Here is a 2,781-nt window from a genome sequence, read left to right as displayed (position 1 = left end):
GGACCTTGGTGAAGAACCGGCTGTACAGCAGGTGCAGGATGGCGTGCTCGACGCCGCCGGTGTACTGGTCGACCGTCGGCAGCGGAGTCTCGGCGGGCTCCCAGGACAGCGCGAAGTCGTAGGACGCGACGCCCGCCTCGTCCAGGGTGACGACGGCCATGCCGGTGAACGGGGCGGGCTGCGTGACCACCGCGACGTCCGACTCCTCCAGGTGCCGGACGACCAGCCGCCCGAACGCGTCCGCGCCGAGGCCGGTGACCAGCGACGCCGGGACGCCGAGCCGCCCGAGGCCCACCGCCACGTTCGCCGGGCTGCCGCCGGGGACGGCCCGGAAGAGGCGCTCGTCCCCGGCCGGGGCCAGGTCCACGAGCGCCTCGCCGAGGACGGTCACGCGGTTCAACACGTCGCCCTGTACAGGATCTTCTGGATCTCCGGCCGGCTCAGGTTCTCCTTGGTGACGACGGTCGCGTCCGTCGGGATGGACGGCGTGACCGCCTGCTTGCGCACCGCCGCGACGGCCTGCTGCACGCCCTTGGCCCCGATCTCGCCGGGCAGCTGCGCGACCAGGGCCTGCACGACCCCGTCCTGGAGCTGCTTCACCTGCGCCGGACCGGCGTCGAACCCCACCATCTTCACCTTCCCCAGCTTGCCCGCCTGCTGCAGCGCCGACCCGGCCCCCGTCGCGGAGTTCAGGTTGGTGGCGAACACCCCGGCGAGGTCGGGGTCCCTGGCCAGCGCCGCGTTCACGATCCTCCCCGCCTCGGACACGTCGTTGTGCGAGTACCGCACCCCGACGTACCTCAGCTTCGGATGACCCGTCCTGATCTCCTGCTCGAATCCCTTGATCCGCGCGTCCACCGTACTCACTCCCGGATCGGTGGAGATCACCAGCACCTTGCCCTGGTCGCCGAGCTGCTCGGCGAGCGCGGACGCGGCGGTCGCGCCGCCCTTCACGTTGTCGGTGCTGATCCGCGACACGCCGATGCCGGGATCGTCCACGACCGTGTCGACCAGCACCGTCTTGATGCCCGCGGCCTTGGCCTGCGTCAGCGGCGCGACGAGCGCCTTGGTGTCGGTCGGCGCGATGAGCATCGCGTCGGGACGGCTCGCGACCACCGAGTTGACGATCGGGGTCTGCAGGGTCGGGTCGAACTTCTGCGGGCCCTGCACCTTCAGGTCCACGCCCATCGCCGCGGCCTGCCGCCGGGCCCCGCACGCCATCGTCGCGTAGAACTCCTCGCCCGCCATGCCCTGGACGAGCGTGATCTTGATCTTGCCGCCGGACCCGGAGCCCGAGTCCGAGCACGCCGCGGCCGCCGCCGCGACCAGCGCCGCCGCCGTCAGCACGCCGATCAACCTGCGCATGGTTCGCCTTCCTATCGGGGAGGGGGAGGGGGAAGGGGTCAGTGGTCGCCCGCGCGGCGGCGCCACTGGTCCAGGTAGACGGCGACGATGAGCACCGCGCCGACGACGACCTGCTGCCAGAACGGCCGGACGCCGAGGATCTGGAACCCGTTCTGCAGCACGGCCGGGATGAACACGCCGATGACCGTCCCGAGGACGCTGCCCGTCCCGCCGAACAGGCTCGTCCCCCCGATCACCACCGCCGCGATCGCCTGCAGGTTGTCGGTCGAGTGCGCCGACACCCCGGTGATCCCGTACTTGGCCAGCGACAGGTACCCGGCGAGGCCCGCCAGCAGCCCGGCCAGGCCGTACACCCGCACCAGCTGCCGCTCGACGCGCACGCCCGCCCGCCGCGCCGCCTCGGCGTTGGACCCGATCGCGTAGGTGTGCCGCCCGAACCGGCACTGCGCGAGCAGCACCGCGAGCGCGACGGTCACCGCCGCGGAGATCCACACGAGGTCCGGGACGCCGAGGTCCTTGTCCAGCCCGAGCCCGAGGTTCAGGCGGGTGGACGCGCGCAGATCGACGCCGCCGGTGAGCAGCAGCGCGCCGCCGAGCGACATCCCGAGCGTGCCGAGCGTGACGATCAGCGCCGGGATCCGCCCGTACGCCACGACGAACCCGTTCAGCACGCCCCACGCCAGCCCGGTCGCGACGGCCACCAGCGGCCCCAGCCACAGCGCCGCCCCGGACTCCGCGCCGACCGCGCCCATCACCTTGGCCGCGGTCACGCCGGAGAACACCAGCACCCCGCCCACCGACAGGTCGATCCCGGACGTGATGATCACGAACGTCATGCCGACCGCGAGCAGCAGCAGGATCGCCGCGTCGCTCACCAGGTTGAGCAGGTTGAAGCCGGTCGCGAAGCTGTGCGGCCGCAGCACCCCGAACGCCGCGAGCATCGCGGCCAGCACCAGCGCGATCCACACCACCTGGCTGCCCGCGACCCGCTCCAGCACGGCCCGGCCCCGGACGTCTCGCGCCCGCTCCGCCACCGGCCCGCCGACCTCCACGCTCACCGGTCCTCCCCGCGGACGTCGTCCGCCGCCGCGTCGCGCGCCGCCCGGTCCATCGCGTCGGACGTCGCACCGGTCATCGCGGCGACCAGCTCCTCCATGGACACCCGCGCGGTGTCGAAGCGGGCGACCCGCGCGCCGAGGCGGAGCACCTCGACCCGGTCCGACACCGCCTTGACGTCCTGCATGTTGTGGCTGATCAGCACGACCGCGACCCCGGCGTCCCGGACGCGCCGGACGAGGTCGAGCACGCGCCCGGTCTGCACGACGCCGAGCGCGGCGGTCGGCTCGTCCATGAACACCACGCGCCGCGCCCAGGCCACCGCGCGCGCCACCGCGACGCCCTGCCGCTGCCCGCCCG

At 73.3% G+C, this 2,781-nt stretch carries 2 protein-coding genes and 2 pseudogenes; all 4 read right to left on the bottom strand.

The features are described from left to right. Positions 1-193: 193 nt before the first annotated feature. A pseudogene (locus AB0J52_RS35010) lies at positions 194-367 on the bottom strand (PfkB family carbohydrate kinase); the annotation flags it as partial. 29 nt (positions 368-396) lie between these two features. Further along, a complete protein-coding gene (locus AB0J52_RS35005) occupies positions 397-1,365 on the bottom strand; it encodes an ABC transporter substrate-binding protein (protein ID WP_500187193.1) in 969 nt (322 codons plus the stop codon). A gap of 38 nt (positions 1,366-1,403) precedes the next feature. Beyond that, entirely contained in the window at positions 1,404-2,423 is a 1,020-nt protein-coding gene (locus tag AB0J52_RS35000; RefSeq protein WP_500187192.1) for an ABC transporter permease, read from the bottom strand. Further along, positions 2,420-2,781, bottom strand: a pseudogene (locus AB0J52_RS34995) (sugar ABC transporter ATP-binding protein); the annotation flags it as partial. The pseudogene AB0J52_RS34995 and the gene AB0J52_RS35000, both read right to left, overlap by 4 nt.

It is taken from the genome of Spirillospora sp. NPDC049652 (genome assembly GCF_040675125.1).
GTDB lineage: Bacteria > Actinomycetota > Actinomycetes > Streptosporangiales > Streptosporangiaceae > Spirillospora.
The sequence above is the reverse complement of the archived record's forward strand: the minus strand, read 5'-3'. Positions and strand labels throughout refer to the sequence as shown.